Origin of the sequence: Methanosarcina sp. UBA411, assembly GCF_002495725.1 — an archaeon.
In the GTDB taxonomy this organism is placed as follows: Archaea; Halobacteriota; Methanosarcinia; order Methanosarcinales; family Methanosarcinaceae; genus Methanosarcina.
In genome coordinates this window covers 64,539-80,699 of the sequence record NZ_DAGK01000033.1, presented here as the reverse complement: position 1 = coordinate 80,699, position 16,161 = coordinate 64,539, and the positions used below count along the sequence as shown (strand labels likewise).

At 39.9% G+C, this 16,161-nt stretch carries 14 protein-coding genes; 7 read left to right on the top strand and 7 right to left on the bottom strand.

The window, feature by feature from the left end; translation table 11 throughout:
- Window positions 1–146 precede the first annotated feature (146 nt).
- The 3 genes from BP861_RS12975 (at window position 147) to BP861_RS12965 (ending at window position 1,932) form a co-directional block, all read left to right on the top strand.
- Complete coding sequence (locus BP861_RS12975; protein ID WP_292376194.1) at window positions 147–344, top strand: DUF2795 domain-containing protein; 198 nt, start codon at window positions 147–149, stop codon at window positions 342–344.
- Window positions 345–796: 452 nt separating this feature from the next.
- Window positions 797–1,027, top strand: a complete 231-nt coding sequence (locus BP861_RS12970; RefSeq protein ID WP_349681026.1) for a DUF2795 domain-containing protein — start codon at window positions 797–799, stop codon at window positions 1,025–1,027.
- 320 nt (window positions 1,028–1,347) lie between these two features.
- Window positions 1,348–1,932 (top strand): MEDS domain-containing protein, encoded by a 585-nt coding sequence (locus tag BP861_RS12965; RefSeq protein ID WP_292376192.1) that lies wholly within the window; start codon window positions 1,348–1,350, stop codon window positions 1,930–1,932.
- A gap of 60 nt (window positions 1,933–1,992) precedes the next feature.
- Here BP861_RS12965 and BP861_RS12960 read toward each other — a convergent pair whose 3' ends face one another.
- From BP861_RS12960 to BP861_RS12930, 7 genes are all read right to left on the bottom strand, one after another.
- Window positions 1,993–2,895: an NAD(P)-dependent oxidoreductase gene (locus BP861_RS12960; RefSeq protein WP_292376191.1), complete on the bottom strand. Its 903-nt coding sequence runs from the start codon at window positions 2,893–2,895 to the stop codon at window positions 1,993–1,995.
- Window positions 2,896–2,982: 87 nt separating this feature from the next.
- Window positions 2,983–3,828 (bottom strand): PrsW family intramembrane metalloprotease, encoded by an 846-nt coding sequence (locus tag BP861_RS12955; RefSeq protein WP_292376189.1) that lies wholly within the window; start codon window positions 3,826–3,828, stop codon window positions 2,983–2,985.
- A 60-nt stretch (window positions 3,829–3,888) separates the two neighbouring features.
- Window positions 3,889–4,305, bottom strand: a complete 417-nt coding sequence (locus BP861_RS12950) for a YidH family protein (RefSeq protein ID WP_292376187.1) — start codon at window positions 4,303–4,305, stop codon at window positions 3,889–3,891.
- Window positions 4,306–4,499: 194 nt separating this feature from the next.
- Window positions 4,500–4,973: a hypothetical protein gene (locus BP861_RS12945; protein WP_292376185.1), complete on the bottom strand. Its 474-nt coding sequence runs from the start codon at window positions 4,971–4,973 to the stop codon at window positions 4,500–4,502.
- A gap of 404 nt (window positions 4,974–5,377) precedes the next feature.
- Window positions 5,378–6,337 carry a glycosidase gene (locus BP861_RS12940; RefSeq protein WP_292376183.1) on the bottom strand — a complete coding sequence of 320 codons (960 nt, stop codon included), beginning with the start codon at window positions 6,335–6,337 and terminating at the stop codon, window positions 5,378–5,380.
- Window positions 6,338–6,429: 92 nt separating this feature from the next.
- A complete protein-coding gene (locus tag BP861_RS12935; RefSeq protein WP_292376181.1) occupies window positions 6,430–8,466 on the bottom strand; it encodes an amylo-alpha-1,6-glucosidase in 2,037 nt (678 codons plus the stop codon).
- A 159-nt stretch (window positions 8,467–8,625) separates the two neighbouring features.
- A complete protein-coding gene (locus tag BP861_RS12930; protein WP_292376180.1) occupies window positions 8,626–9,591 on the bottom strand; it encodes an alpha/beta hydrolase in 966 nt (321 codons plus the stop codon).
- A 504-nt stretch (window positions 9,592–10,095) separates the two neighbouring features.
- Here BP861_RS12930 and BP861_RS12925 point away from each other — a divergent pair.
- From BP861_RS12925 to BP861_RS12910, 4 genes are all read left to right on the top strand, one after another.
- Entirely contained in the window at window positions 10,096–11,256 is a 1,161-nt protein-coding gene (locus BP861_RS12925) for an iron-containing alcohol dehydrogenase (protein ID WP_349681025.1), read from the top strand.
- Window positions 11,257–11,544: 288 nt separating this feature from the next.
- Window positions 11,545–12,069, top strand: coding sequence for an LURP-one-related/scramblase family protein (locus tag BP861_RS12920; protein ID WP_292376176.1), 525 nt, complete (start codon window positions 11,545–11,547; stop codon window positions 12,067–12,069).
- A gap of 147 nt (window positions 12,070–12,216) precedes the next feature.
- Window positions 12,217–13,251 carry an AI-2E family transporter gene (locus tag BP861_RS12915; RefSeq protein ID WP_292376174.1) on the top strand — a complete coding sequence of 345 codons (1,035 nt, stop codon included), beginning with the start codon at window positions 12,217–12,219 and terminating at the stop codon, window positions 13,249–13,251.
- Window positions 13,252–14,950: 1,699 nt separating this feature from the next.
- The gene (locus tag BP861_RS12910) at window positions 14,951–15,979 is read left to right on the top strand and encodes an AI-2E family transporter (protein WP_292376172.1); all 1,029 of its coding nucleotides are present in this window, start codon (window positions 14,951–14,953) and stop codon (window positions 15,977–15,979) included.
- Window positions 15,980–16,161 lie beyond the last annotated feature (182 nt).

Below are 16,161 nucleotides of genomic sequence, written 5' to 3'. Positions count from 1 at the left end.
AAGATTTTGTCAAGAATGTAAGGGTAGTGATGCTAGCTACCAAGTTTGCAGGACACTGATGACATAAGCTTTTTACAAAAAAGCTTGACTAAAATAGAATTTTAGGAAACATAAAGGAAACTAAACTGAAGTAAGGGGGAAAAGTTATGGTGGAGGAAATTATTCCGATGGATATTCATGATTTATTACAAAAAGTAAAATTTCCTGCAAAAAAGAATGATATAATTGAGCAAGCAAGAAGCAGTGGTGCAATGGCGGATCCGCTACTGGAGAATCTTGGCATGCTCCCAGACAAGGAATATGCCAGCGCTGACGAAGTCTTCAAGGAACTTGAAAGAATCTAAATTTACTTTAAAGCAAATCAACCGTCAAATGGGGGACAAATCTTAAAAATAGATCTTGCCAGACTTCTACATTTAAGAGTGTTTGCTCTTTCCTTCAAGATAAAGTAGCTTATAGAGTATTTAAGGTATCTTGGTAGGGTATTTCTAAAGAGAAGTTTCAACATTAAAATATCCATGAGCTCTCTCCTAGCTTTTAAAGGGAGTGATTAATTTATCGAAAATGTGGCAGTCTCCCTTTTGACATAAAAATCGGGAGACCAATGAACTCCTGGTTCTCAAAGACAAATTATCTGGTAAACAATCTTCAGCTATGGTTATACTTAACTCAGCTAGCATATTAGTGGAAAACTTTAGTGAAAATATTAGTGAAAATATTAGTGGAAAATAATTGAACTGAGGATTGGCAACCAGACGAGAAGGTTGTAGCCACCTGATTCTAGGGAGGTGAGCTTATCAAAAGAGGTCCGCGTGATGTTAAAGAGTATATAACCGGTAGGGGCATCGGCTATCCCGCAAACAGGAAAGACATTATCAGGTTTGCTGAAGGAATGGAGGCAGAAAGTGATTTTCTGGATCTCCTTAAGGGGATACCTGAAATAGAGTATAACACCCCTGATGACGTTACCAGAGAAATCGAACGCCTGGAAAGCGAACGTATTAAACCACCAAAACCAAAAGATTAATGAATTTACATAGCAGGTTTTTGCTCAAGTAAATTCGCTCAAAGAATAGGTCATAAGATTCAGGTAACAAAAGCTCAGACATTTTTTAAAGAGTATCCCTTTATTAAGGACTTTTAAAATATTAAATCCTCGTGGCTTCATCCAATCATGCCATGATGCTTTCTCATTTGCATTTTTGAGAAATATCTTTTATTGGCTTGAAACTTATTATTAAATCTCTCTTGTCTCAAATCAATTTTTATATAAATAATTTATAATAAATCATTGCTTATTTTATGCGGAATGGAAAGTAAAGCTGAGTATGATCAAACGGGGAGAGGATGACAAAAGAAGCAACTAGAAATTCTGGCATTGATGTTATTGGGAGGGTTAACTGGGGAACACATTTTTGCCAGTTCTACAAGACAAAGAAGGATTTGATGGATATAATTATTCCATATTTAAAAGCGGGATTAGAAAATAACGAATTTTGTATATGGATTGCATCAAATCCTCTGGAAGCAAAAAAATCCTTTGAAAAGTCTGTTCCTGATCTCGATATCTATCTGGAGAAAGGGCAAATAGAAATTATTCATTATGATGACTGGTACTTAAAAAGAGGTTTTTTCGATACACAAGATATTTTAAATGGCCTGTTTGAAAAAGTTAACGGGGCTTTAGCCGATGGTTATGATGGTTTGAGGTTATTTGAAGGTATCTTCTCGCTGGAAGAAGAGTATCGGGATGATTTCGCTGAATATGAACGAGAAATAAACCGATTAATCGACAACTCTCAGATGCTGGTTCTCTGTACCTATTATCTCAGCAAGTATAATGCAGCTGAAATTATTAACATAATTGAAAGTCATCAATTTGCTCTGATCAAAAAGGAAGGAAAATGGGAGAAAATAAAAAATTTAGGATAAAAAATATTTTTGCATTCTTAAAGTTGAGTTTGGTCAGATCCGTGGCAGAATCTTTATGATTTAAATTAATCCGTTTTTACGCTGAATTTCCAACGCAATGACACTAAAATCCTTCTGACCATCGCCATTTTGTACTGCTCTGGAGTATTCCTCCATAGCAACTTTTGTCATTGGTAATATAGCCCCGGTTTTGGCTATCTGAGTGTTTATAAGTTTCAGGTCTTTGAACAGGTTATTGAGGGAGAAAGCTGGTTCGAAATTACCTTCTACAATCTTTGGGCCCTTTCCCTGAGAAATATAGTTCCCGATCGGAGTCTTATTAATGGTCTCAACGAAAGTTTTAGTATCAAACCCAAGTTTTTGCGAGAAGGCCAGGGCCTCTGAAAACGATTCTGCAAGAAGCCCGAGGTGCAAGTTTATTGCCAGTTTCATTTTGTGCCCGTTGCCGTCTGATCCCAGGTAAATTATGCTTTTGCCAAGCTCTTTAAGAAAGCTCTCATATTTCTCAAAAACTTCGTAGTTTCCCCCAACAAGAATAATAAGCTCTCCTTTTGAAGCCAATTCCTTGCTTCCCACCACAGGCGTATCCAGTCTATATAATCCTGCCTGTTTTGCTGCTTCAGAATGTTTGAGTGATGCCGAGGGGTCTATTGTGCTCAGGTCAATCCATGAAGCACCTTTCTTTGCTCCGTTAAGAAACCCGTCTTCACCATAAGCTACACTATCAATGGCAGCCTCATCAGTCAGCGAGGTCATAATAACATCTGCTACTGAAGCTAAATCCCGTGGTGTAGAATGGAAAGTAGCACCTTTTTTGACAAGTGGTTGAGCTTTTTCCTTGGTTCTGTTATAGACATGAACATTATAGCCTCGTGACAGAAGGTTCAAAGCAAAAGAACTTCCCATAATTCCCAGGCCTATCACGCCGATAATTGCTTTTTTGTCAACACTCAAAGTTGTCAATTGATCACCTCGTACTCGGGAGAAAACTTGAAAAGTGATTTTTCCTGATTTAAATGGTTTTCCCACTTTTTTCTACCTTTTTCCCGATTATATGTCCTCGGTTTCTGGTGGTAAAACCGTTTGTAACCTTACCGCTTCTCGCCAGCGCAGCCAGAGAATTGCCAGGCCAATAAGACCGATCACCCCATCGCTAATGAGTAAGCCTACCAGGTTAAAGATAGCAGTAAGAACCAGGGCCGTTCCGTCCCACATTGCGTGCAGGATTGAAACGAGCAGATAAGCCTCAATTACCTGCAGGTTAATGAGAAAGTGGCCGTTCCTGCTTTCACGAAACAGTACACTGGCTAAAATCGCTGTCCAGGTTCCATGTCCCAGCGGGGAAAGCAGGCCTCGGATCAAGGTCACTACAACTACTAATGAGAGGCTTCCATTGCTTTTCAGGAAGACAGTAAAAGCGTAACCGTTACTTTCCAGGGCTGCAAATCCCATTCCTGCTGCCGCACCCAGAATCAACCCGTCCATTTCCGAGTCATGTCTTCTGTGGCGTGCAATCACCAGTACCCCCAGTATTTTGGCAAACTCTTCGATGAATCCTATTTTTAAAATTGCCCCAAGATCCAGCTGGCGGACAAAAATTGGCTCTACAAGGGCAGCAGCAATGATACCCAGCAACCCGCCATATATAAAAGTCAGGGAGACTGTTGGCATTGTCAGGCGGCTCAGGTGCTTGCGCTCATATATGAAAGCCACATAAGCGACAGGGACCATAAAGCTACCGACCATAGCCAGGCTGGGAAACAGGTTTGAATTTTTCGTCAGCAGCAATGCCACCAGTAAGAGAATATAGAAAACCGCTGCTGTGGTTAAAGCTTTTAGCCAGCCATTCCGTCGGACCACCGGCACAGGCGGCTGAAATTCCGTTGCGCTGTCCATAATATCCTCCTCTCTAATACGTTAATCTCATTCTGCAAAGTTTCCTGTCAAGATCTGTCATTAATTGTGCAGCAGCAGGATGAAAGCAATTGCCATCAGTCCCAGTAAAGTTACCAGCCCCGTTACAATTTTAATTGTCCGGGTGGTGACCTGGAATACTCCAGCTTCAATTTGCTTTGAATTGTGAACATATCGCCTGGCACCGTCAACTGTCATCAAGATTCCAGTTATAACCATGAGGATAGCTATGCCTCGCGTCAGGTGCAGACCAGGTACGACCTGGTGTTGTAGAAACTGGGTAACTGCAAGGCCAAGACTAATTAAGGCGATACCTGTCCGAAGCCAGGCGAGAAACGTTCTCTCGTTTGCGAGGTGGGTTCTTGCACGACTTTCCAGTTCGGTACGTTGTTCATGCTCCTTTTGATTCAATATCCTACGCTCACTTTGGCTATATTTCCCACCTGCTTTCGGGAGCATTTGTTGATTATCTGCACAACAGATCGTTTCAACTCCTGCACACGAGTAAGCAGATTAATCAGGTTCTGGTTGGATATCTTTGAACGAGAGCAGACAGCCTTCTTGATATTCTGCTGCAGAACATTGTTAATACCCCGGCTGGAGAAAACTTCAAAGTCAGAATCTCAATATTCGCAATCAGTGTTATGAAAGTCTTATCTTTTCCTGCTAAAAGTCCTCAATTTCGTTAAAGTTTCTATTCCACGTCTACGTAGGCTTTTGAGATTTTCCTGGTATACGAAAGCTGCCGGCACTAACATCAGTGGAATAGTTGCTGCAGTTTTAGCTCCTTCCGGAACTGGTAACATGGCTATGAGACTCGTTCCGGTAGCACCGTAAATAGGAACTATAGGAAATAGCATTCCTAAACCGAATGTTCTTCTGAAGTGGATGCCTAATTTTGCAGCCAGGAAACCGTTAGATCCTATGACTAGACCAATTCCTATACTGGGCCCTATAGTCCTAAAAGGATTATACGATGGCCCGATATAGAGTCCAAAATCGATGCCAAAGAAGGAAACAAGGCCATGGAATTGATTTCTTTCTTGACTGGAATTTCCCCCTATGCTTGATACAACGATACCTATGTCCAGTTGCAGAGGTCCTCTTTCTACTCCCCTTCCATCCATTGTATTATTATTTTCCTTAGACGATAATAAATATACCTTTTCCCGATTTATCCAAAAAGAAGACCTGTGCTTGCAAGCAAAGAAAACCAGGCCAGATTAACTAAGCCAAAGGATATTGCAACAAGGAATGTATAGAACAGATCTGTAGTAAACACAAATAGGCCTATAATAATTATTAGTAGTAAAAAAGATGTAAGCGTTATGTGCACCCAGCCTTGTGACTATCTGTTCAGTAGTTTTCCAAGATAACACCTAACGCAACCAGAGATAATGATAAACCTTGACATTCAGTGTGGGACAAGCCGGCTGCTCAACGTTCCTGAAAACTAGTTTTGTTATTTCTGAGGATCAATCTGGCTTTCTCATATTCCCTTCAAACGATCTACATCCTATCTACATCATTCTTATAGGCACTGTTTTTCAGGACATTTACGGATAAACTCCATGATGTCTTTCATTTTTGCGCTGGCTACTGATACCGAGGTATCGGCAGCTCCGTAATAAATACGGAGTTCATCGCCCACCAGAACCCATCCGCAGGGAAAAACAACGTCATTGACATCTCCACTGCGTTCATACGGCTCATGGGGACCGAAAACCCAGCCTTCCGACCTGCGGAGCACTTTCGTGGGATCTTCAAGATCAAGGAGGGCCAATCCAAGCCGATAACTTACTTTTGGGGTTGTCTGACGTACCCCATGGTACATAATTAGCCATCCTTCAGGTGTACGGAGGGGTTGCGGGGATAAACCAATTTTGTAAGCATCCCACCATCCGCCTTCCCTAGCATACAGGAGAACTTCAGGTCTTTCCCAGGATTTCATATCGTAAGAAAAGGAGATCCAGATGTTCGCCTTCAAAGTGTGAACAGTAGGCGCAGGCCTGTGTAACAATGCCCATTTGCCATTAAATCTTACAGGAAAAACCGCAGCATCTTTATTATCAGGTGGCATTATAGGTCCTGCTCGGTCAAAATTACGGAAATCCTCTGTAAAAGCAAGAGCTGGTAAGGGGCCTGAATCCGAATAAGCTACATACACTATAGCCCACTTTTTCATTTCATCGATGTAAGTTATGCGTGGATCTTCAATGCCGTATATCTCTTCAGGGTAGTTCTGCGGGTCCGGAAAAAAAGTTGGCTTGCTGTCAATTTCCCAGCCATCAATTCCGTTTTCACTCCTTGCTACCGTCAAGTGAGAAAAGCCCCTATGGTCTTCAACCCTGACCAGTAAAAGGATTTTACCATCGACTATGGCAGCTGCAGGGTTAAATACCGAATTGACTCGATAAGGCCAATCTTCAACTGTAAGTATAGGATTTTTTCTATGCCTTACAAATAGCTCACCATGGTCTTTCCAGGGCATATTGTTCCTCAATCTCCTTCCAGGTCATTTTTCTTTAGTCCCCTGCGATCATATTATTTTCTCATTTATCTTGATCTATAGGTAAAAGCCTCTCACATATTCAATTCCGGGGATATTGCGCTTAAGAGTACTGGGGATATTGTACTCAAGAGTGGCCTGATCTCAAGTACATCCTCTACATAGGCTCTAAGAATTTCTGCAACACTCCATGCCTGAGCAATACAACCGCCAGGGGAATGAGGATAGTCACCATCAAATACTTCGGAGATGTTTCCAAGGCCTGCGGTTTCAAGATGCCTATTAAAGCCCTCTAGGAGAACACGCATATCTTCAAGACTCTCTTCTGAATAACTGTGAACTTTCCGGTAAGCTCTCACATAAGCGCCAAGGAGCCAGGGCCAGGCTGTCCCGTTATGATAGGCTGTATCTCTGGTTAAGGCATCTCCGTGATACTGTCCTTTATATAATGGATGATCAGTTGAAAGAGTTCTAAGCCCAAAGGGTGTCAAAAGATCTTTTTCAACTCTGTCCACAATTGCTTTTTCTTTATCAGGCGGAAGTATGGTGTTAGGAAGAGCTACTACAAAGATTTGATTGGGGCGGATTGCAGGATCTTTGACTTCATTTCCTGTTTCATCCTGATATACAAGGTCAAAGAGACAATTAGTTTCTGGATTCCAAAAAGTATTCTCAAAGTTCGAAACAACACCATCTGCAAGCATCTCATATGAAGAGACATCTTTTCCGAGAAGGGTACCCAGGCTGCAAGCAATTTTCAGTGCGTTGTACCAGAGAGCATTGATTTCACAGGCTTTACCTGCTCTTGGAGTTACTGCCCACTCTCCAATTTTCGCATCCATCCAGGTTAGCTGAGGTCCCTGTCTAATAAGGTGATCAGAGTCCATACCGATTCCAAAGTCCGTACCCCTACGGTAGTTATCTATAATTGTCTCTACAGTATCCCATATATCCGCGAGGAAAAGAAAGTTGCTCGTATATGCAAAGTAGCGGCTAACAGCATGAATAAACCAGAGGGAAGCATCCACAGTATTATAAACTGGTTCTCCTCCAAAAGCCGGAAAAGTATTGGGAATTAAGCCTTTCCTGCAATGTCGAGCAAAATTCATGAGAACGGACCTGGCCTCCTCATGACGGTAAGGAATCAAAAACAAGCCAGTCAGAGATACCATGGTATCCCTTCCCCAATCAGAGTACCAGTGATATCCTGCAATTACCGTGTTTTCACCTGAAGAAGGATTCTTCACTATGAAAGTGTCCGTTGCTCTGAGAAGTTTAAGAGCAAAAGGATCTGTTAGCCTGGAATTGAGAGCAAGAAGATTCTGACGATTTACTCCCCTTTTATAGAGTTCATCAACTTTCCTGAGGTCAAGAGAAGAGATGTCATCCGTTGAAGCAGCGATAAAGAAACGAGAAGTTCCCGGTTTGATTTTGCTTTCAAAATAGCCGGGATTGAAATTATCTTCCTGTGAATTAAGTCCTCTTTGCTTTTCAGCATCATACTCTATATTATAGTACCACTTGGGATCAGAATGATATTCGAGATTGGATGAAAGAGAGAAGGTAAAACCATTAGAACTCTCTAGTTTTACTCCCGCAGGATTAGTTTCTTGGGAAAAGGAAAGGTATCCTGAGCGAGCAGTGTAATGGAAATCTCTTGAGTTTACAAGAGGGAAAACTCTTAACAAAGCTTCTTCCTTTCTGGATTCGATATCATAGAGAATACATGTCGTGTTACTGTTATGAACCATGAAGACCTTTTTCTTTACGGTAAAATCTCCGGGCTTGTAAATCCAGAGAGGAAGCGGATTTTGAATATATTCAGAAAGGTAATTGAAGCCGGTGGGAGAAATGGTATCTGGATATTTGTGGGCTGCAAGTTTGTAACTATCTTCATTAGTAGAGATTTCTTCATCAAGAGAGGAAAGCAATACAAACCTTCCTGGAGAATTTTCTGGAGCAGCCACAAGAAGCCCGTGATAAGTCCTTGTGCCTACCCCGATAACTGTAGAAGAAGCATATCCTCCAAGTCCGTTTCCTATAATCCATTCTCTTTTTATTCCTTCTTCATATGTTGAAAGAAAATCTTCCCCAAGCCTGATCCCACTCATATATATTCAATAGGATCGATTTATTAAATATCTATACGTTTGGAAAAAAAATGATTTTATTTATAAATTATCGACTCACTTTTACTAATTCTTTTATTTTTTTCCTAAACTTTTTGTTTTTATGAAGTGGAAAGATTACACAACTGAGAAACCACAAGATTATGATTTTGCTAAAGCTATCCTGAGATTCTCAATAGCCAGGCCAATTGCACTGCAAGTTGCAGGTGTGCCCGCAAGTGCGTTTAGCATCACGAAATCGTGTATAGTTCCAATATATCTAACAGCTGTAACATTGACACCAGCCTGTATCAGCTTATGGGCATACGCTTCCCCTTCATCGCGGAGCACATCATTTTCATCAGTTATGACAAGGGCAGGTGGCTGTCCACTTAGCTGGTCAACCGATGCCTGTAGCGGGGATGCTGTCGGCTGCTTACGTGCTTTTTCGTCAGGCAAATAATTGTCCCAGAACCATTTCATAGCTTCACGAGTAAGCCAAATACCGATTGCGTACTGCTGATAAGACTGGGTATCAAAATTAGCATCGGTCACAGGGTAAAAGAGCACCTGATAATTAATTTTTGGGCCACCCCGCTCCTTTGCCAGGAGTAAAACGGCTGCCGCCATATTTCCGCCCACACTGTCACCAGCGACTGCGAGCCTTGAACCATCCAGGTTGAAATTTTTCCCGTTTTCTGAAATATATTTTGTTGCTGCATACGCCTCTTCTATTGGCGTCGGGTACTTTGCTTCTGGAGATGGCGTGAAATTGACAAATACAACTGCGGTGTTAGCTCCATTTGCGACTTCCCGAACTAATCTGTCATGCGTATCTTTGTCTCCGAGCACCCAACCTCCGCCATGAAAATACATCACGACTGGTAATATTTCCTTATTTCCTTTTGGCCGGATTATCCTAATCGAAACCCGTCCCTCAGGACCAACTGGAATGTCTAAATCGTCAATATCTGCAGGTAGTTTTGCTACCTGAGCAGCCTGTAAATCGGAAAGGACTTTACGGGCATCTTTCGGTGAGAGCTGATAGATTGGAGTTCCACCCTGCTTGTTTACTTTTTCTAAAAATTCTCTAGTCACTGGTTCGAGTAAGTCAATTGTTTGACTCATTGATAGATCCCTCTGGCTTTATTATATCGTACTTGACAATAATAACAGCAAATAGGCAAAAAGAATAACCTGTTTTATCCATCATTACACAGTCTGACGTTTTAAAATTCATAATAAAATCTACACGTGTTATCCTGTAAATTTGGCTCTGTACGATGACTTTCTCTGTACGATGACTTTGTGTGATTATGCATTTTTTTTCAGGATAAATTAAAAAATGATTGCTAATCAGCATATACGTAGATTACTGAAAAATATATAAAATAAGTAGAATATATTTTCCTTATGATTAATAATTCTATAAAGTACGGAAAAACCTAATTAAAAATTATTTACCTTTTGCCTTAGGACTTTTACTCGCTGCTTAAAAAATTCTGTCCCGGAGCAAAACTTTATTAGTTACCGGGAAAAATAATTTCCATTAATATTTTGCGTTCTCAATAACAAATTATGGGAGATTTATTTGGGGATATTTAAAAGAAGTTGTCAGAGGAAGTAAAAAGCATGACCGAAAACAGGACATATACCTATTTGAATCCGAGAGTGGCCCTAATGGGACCTGGCTGCGTAAAAGAAATTGGCAGGCATGCAAAAGATCTTGGGGGCACTAAAGCTCTGATCGTTTCCGGCAAAAGCAGGCACGGAGAGGAACTTGCTGGAGATATCAGGAAAATTCTTGAAAATGCCGATCTGAAAGCAACAATCTTTGCAGGAGCAGAACCAAACCCTACTGATAGCTCGGTTATGGAGGGGGCAGAGGTATATAAAAGAGAGAGCTGTGACATGATCGTTGCTGTAGGAGGGGGAAGCCCTATGGACTGCGCAAAAGCTGTAGGCATTGTGGCTAAGAACGGTGGGAGGATAAAAGACTATGAAGGCGTCGGGAAAGTTCAGAAAGGAATTCCTCCGCTTATTACGGTAAATACGACTGCCGGCACTGCAAGTGAAATGACAAGTTTTACGATTATTACGGATACGGAAAGACACATAAAAATGGCCATTGTCGATCCTCGCATCACGCCTGACGTCGCAGTTAATGATCCAGAACTAATGGTCAGTATGCCTCCTGCACTTACGGCTGCAACCGGCATGGATGCTTTGACCCATGCAGTTGAAGCTTATGTCTCTACAATGGCTACACCTACAACTGATGCGGCTGCAATCAAATCTATAGAGCTTGTCTCAAAATACTTACGTGAAGCCGTTGCCAATGGAGAAGATATCAGGACAAGAGATATGATGGCACACGCTGAGTACCTTGCAGGTATTGCATTCAATAATGCAAGCCTCGGCTACGTGCACTCCATGGCTCACCAGCTAGGAGGCCTTTATAACCTTCCGCATGGGGTTTGCAATGCAATCCTCCTGCCATATGTTGAGATGTACAATAAGCAGGTTTGCCCTGAGCGTTTTGCCGATATTGCAAAGGCAATGGGAGAAAATATTGACGGGCTAAGTCCGGAAGAAGCTGCAGACAGGGCAATAGATGCAATCAAAAAAATCGCATCAGATATTGGAATTCCCTCTGGTTTAAAAGAACTCGGCGCGAGGGAAGAAGACCTTGAAATCCTGGCTGAAAATGCTATGCAGGATGTTTGCCGGCTGACAAATCCAAGAGACCTCTCAAAGGAAGATATTATTGAGATTTACAGGAAAGCTCTATGAAAGGAAAAAGTGAACACATGATCGAAAAATTCGCTGCGTAGTACTAAAATATAAGTCTACTTGAATATGTATTCTACATATTTATACATTATAAGGGGGAAACAGGTCTGGAAAATCCAAGGACCCATGAGACCAGACCATGATTGAGAACAATTACAGTCGTATTGCGGCTTTCCCATGCTGAAAGACAAACCAGTATTATCTTTCTATGTTCCCTGAGAAAACTAAATAAGTCCCTCCCTTCAAGGGGATATATCGAAAGTGCATAAAGAAAAGGAGTCGTTTTTGATGAGATTATTTAGCGGTCGTGGAGACAATGAAAAAGAAAAAAGGCACATCTACAGAATGCATGAAAAACTCGTTTCCATAGGAGATGATTACTGGATAGAAAACGAAGCTGGAGAGCGAGCATTTTATGTTGATGGGAAGGCGCTTCGTATTCGCGATACTCTAATTTTCAGAGATCTAATGGGAAATGAAATTTATAAAATTACGGAAAAGCTACTCCGTATTAGAGATACGATGGATATCAAGAGAGCAGATGATGGCCTGGCTGCTACAGTCAAAAAAGCTCTTGTGACCATTTTGCGGGACAGATGGAAAGTTGAAATCCCGAACGGGTCTGATATGGAAATCCGCGGTAATGTTCTGGATCATGAGTATGAGATTTATTCCGAAGGAAGGAAAATTGCAGAAATTTCAAAAAAATGGTTCCATATCCGGGACACTTATGGTATTGAGATTAAGCATGGGCAGGATGATGTACTTATCTTGGCGATTGCTGCTGCACTCGATCAAATGTCACATGACTGACAGAATTGGAAAAAAGTTGAGACCTAATTTCGTATTCACGAGATGATTGGGGTGTAACTCCTTATTAATATGTATTCTCCCTTTAGTCATATAGCTACTCTACCTCACTGCATAATGTGTGGCTGACAGTTTAATGAGTTGGAAATTATGAATGTAAACAACAGTTCAATGCCAGCTAAAATTTTACTCTATAGCACGGCCTTTGTCGTTTTGACAATAGGAATGAGGGAGATAGCTTCCATACTTACCACTATCTTTTTCTCTATTTTCCTTGCACTGATCTTTATTCCGATTGTCCGCTGGATAAAACAAAAGGGGATTCCGAGTGGACTAAGTGTTATTTTGGTAATTTTGCTATTCACTCTAGTTATCCTGGTTTTTGGGGTAATAGTTCTCAAAGCAGCAATCCAGTTTGGAAGCCAGATCCCTGGTTATCAAGACCAGTTAACTGCGTTATCAGATAATTTTGCAAAGTATATTCCTTCATATGAAAAATTTTCCGTGCAGTCAATTGCTCGCAGTGTTGTTTCAGTCATGATTTCTCTCATGGTAAGCATAGTTAACGGAATTGTGAACGCCGGGACAACAGCCGGAATCGTCGTAGTCACAGCAGCATTTTTGCTAATAGATGCAGTCAATGCTCCTGAAAAACTAGATAAGGTGCTTGGAAAGCAATCTGAGCTTCAATTGAGGCTGAGTAAGTTTAGCAAGAAGCTGGTAAAATTTATTGTTATAAGAGCAGAAATTAACTTTATAACTGCTATCGCAATAGCTCTTCTTCTCTTTATCGGAGGCATAGATTATGCAATTCTCTGGGGAGTCCTTATATTTCTGCTAAGTTATATTCCGTATATTGGTCTGGTTATAGCTTCTGTTCCCCCCATAATGCTTGCGCTTTTCAAATATGGGCCTTTAGGTGCTCTAGGAGTCATTGTAATTATTATTGCTGTCGACGCACTTACAGAAAATGTTCTTTTCCCGTCGCTTATGGGAAAGGGACTGCAATTATCTCCTGCTTTTTTGTTTCTTTCTCTTATTTACTGGAATTTTGTACTTGGACTTGGGGGTGCTCTTCTTTCCATACCGCTTACAATAATTTTGAAGATTTTACTTGAGAGTTTTGAAGAAACCAGATGGCTGGCCAGACTAATGGGCCCAATCGAAGAGGTTGAAAAAGCCTAAGGAAATAGATTTCTGTAAGAGTAGACTTTTACGAAAGTGGACTTATATGGAAATAGACTTTATGAAAATAGACTTTTGTAAAAATAGATTTTCGTGAGATTAAATTTTGTGAAAATAGACTTTTGTAAAAATAGATTTCTGCAAAAGCAAGGTAACTACGAAACAGGACAAAAGGGGAATTAAATCGGGATATTTATGAAACCGCTTAAAAAGTTCCTGAGAAGAATAAAAGGCATAGGTAAATTAAAATCCATGTTTGTCACCTCTGAAAAACAGGGATTTCCCATACCTTAACAGGTAATTGAGCTGTTACCATGCTACCTTATATCCAAAAACCGTGTCTTGACATCCTTGGCACAGCCCGGAACTCTCAAATTCCTTGATAAACACTTCGTTTCTGAATTCGTTTTTGTCTACTTTTTCTGCACATAACGGACATGTACACTCTTCAACCATTCTAACTTTTCGTCGTAGTCTGAGTGATTTTAGAAAACTCTTTTTTTCCATCTTCATGTCTATCACCTATACAATTTCATGATACAATATGCTGCTCCATAAAACCACCCAAAAATAAGAGCAATATAAGGGGTGGCTCAATTCTCTCGGCTTAAATGCCAAGTACGTTTTAGCATACGTATCAATAAACAATTATGGCTGCAATGTTTGCAGTAATGCTTCTATTCTTGTTTTGGGGTTTAGTTCGCGAATTTTTATAATGCAAAAGTAGTGTAGGGTTTTTCTAATGTTTCAACACTTTTTTTATAGATTTTATTCGCGTATATAATAATCTAGAAAAACCAATATAAGTTTATTGGTTTTTTAAGTCCTTGATTTCATAACATTGCATATTAGTTCAATAAGTATATTGGATAATTTAATACTTGTTTTATGTAATTGATTTGAATAACCATAATATATATCTATGATTATTTCTGCTGTTGAAATTCAATGAAAAGTGGATTGAGATAAATTAAAAAATACTGTCTAATAAATTAAAAGATACTGTCTAAGGAAGATAGATAAAGTCTTTTTACTTTTTATCGTTTAGTTATAAATGTTGAACGTAGATTAGTTTTTCACATGCAAGATACTAACTCGCTTAAGAGCTATCTAACTGCCTAAAACAAAAAAGGAAGCTAATTGTGAGGCTCTTTGTAAGGCTCTTTGTGAGGTAGAAGAAACCATAACAGCTAATGGAAATTGGCTACGTGATGAGGATGCTGGCAAGATAGACACAGAAGATCAGAGTCGAATATAAAAAGCGAAGCGAGGATTAAGAATCGATTGTAACGAGGGCTGGAAAATCATTGAGCCAAAGAAATATTTATCAAGCTCTAATTACCCAAGTTCATAGTTCTCTATAATACGATCTTTATCCGGTTCTGTAGAAATCTTTTAAATCCTATTTTTAAAAGAAAATTTTCTAAAAATAAGACTGGAAAATTGCTCTTTATTTTTTGTCTCCAAAAACTAATTCAAAAAACCGTCCGTAAATATAAAATAGAGATATCTTGGCCTATATACTAGGAAAAGTACTTAAAGTGAAATAATTTGAATTCAGATCAAAATTACTTAGTCTTGTAATGTAAGAGTAAAACCGATTCGAAAAAGAATCATTAATCAGACCATAGCTTCTTAGAGAAGCTTTTATATTTCAACTAATAAGTTTTAACCAATATAAAGAATATCTGGGGCATACATGGATACCGATAATCAGTCTATACCAGTCAAAATTTTAATTTATAGTACCGCTGCCGTTATCCTGACTATCGGGATGAAGGAAATTGGAAGCATACTCGTGCCTATTTTTTTCTCAATATTTGCCTTTCTAATCTTTTCCCCCCTTGTTCACTGGCTACAGAGAAAACACGTACCTGGTTCGATCAGTGTAGGTCTGGTAATTTTTTTCTTTATCATCTTTGCTATTGCTGCAGTGCTCCTCGTTACAGGATCCTTACTCCAGCTCAGTAGCCAAATCCCAGGATATCAAACTCAATTTCTAGGTACTATTGAAGACATTGGGCATCATTTACCTTCATCAGGCCGATTTTCCTTTGAAGAAATTTTACGCGATATAGGTACATTTCTGTTGAGTTTGACTGCGGGAATCCTTACAGGAGCCTTAAATGCCGGAACAACAATTGCACTTATTGTTATCACGACAGCATTTTTACTTCTGGATGCTGCAGGTGCGCCAAAAAAGGTGGAAAGTGAAATTAAAGACCAATCATTCCTTATTTCACGGGTTACAGAATTTGGCAGAAGTCTGATAGATTTTATCCTAATAAGAACTGAAACTAACTTAATTGGAGGCATCGGAACTACCATACTGCTCCTTATCGGAAGAATCGATTTTGCAGTTCTCTGGGGTTTTTTAACCTTCCTTATGGGCTATATTCCTTATCTGGGATTTTTCCTTGCAGCTTTTCCACCTGTGCTGCTTGCACTATTTAAATATGGAGCCGTAGGAGCTATTGCAGTGTTTGCTGGGATATGGCTGATAAATGTGCTTATAGAAAATATTCTTTTTCCGTCCCTTGCAGGAAAGAGCCTTAAGTTATCTCCATCAGTTGTGTTTCTGTCTCTATTCTACTGGGGTTACGTGCTGGGTGGTTCAGGCGCACTTATAGCTATACCTCTTACAATGGTTGTGAAGATGATCCTGGAAAGTTCAGACAATACGCGCTGGCTGGCAAAATTGATGGAATCAGGTGAAAATAAAGAGTAAAGTGAAGGAAAGACAGGCTAGAATACATTTGATATTTATAGGCTAACAATTTGCAAAATATCCTAAAAGTATAATTGAGCCAGGAAATCTTAATCTTAATACTCGATAAAGTATGTAATTCTATATACAATAATATAAATAAAAACAAAAGTATACTATTAGCTTACTGAATTCTATCAGCT